1 pseudogene is annotated in these 382 nt (G+C 45.8%); it reads left to right on the forward strand.

The features are described 5' to 3' along the window. A pseudogene (locus tag IR141_RS13020) lies at positions 1 to 165 on the forward strand (IS1595 family transposase); the annotation flags it as partial. Between the last annotated feature and the right edge of the window lie 217 nt (positions 166 to 382).

The following is a 382-nucleotide window of genomic DNA, read 5'->3' on the forward strand; positions in this document are numbered from 1 at the left end:
AAGTTTAACGGCATTCCCAAAGAGCATTTTGAACTGTATTTGAAAGAGTGTGAATGGCGTTTTAACAACAGTGAGATAAAATTTCAAATTTCTATTTTAAAACAATTAGTAAAGCAGGATTTGTTCTGGTTATCTAGGACAGCCCCTTGTTTATTAATGTTGTGAAACCGTAACAGGATGTGTTGTATTTCGTTTGGTTCCTCGGTAGGTGCAAAGCGGTGGCTGCCGTTTCTGCCCGTCTGTCGGGCAAGGAGGCGATACGCTTTCAGACGGCCGGGCAGCTTTCAGACGGTGTTTTTACCCTGTTGGATGAACGATACGCCCGCGCGCCAGCACAGCATATATATGAGATGCACGTTTCTGCCCCCTGCCGGATAAGGGG

The organism is Neisseria sp. 19428wB4_WF04 (assembly GCF_015235335.1).
Taxonomy (GTDB): domain Bacteria; phylum Pseudomonadota; class Gammaproteobacteria; order Burkholderiales; family Neisseriaceae; genus Neisseria; species Neisseria musculi.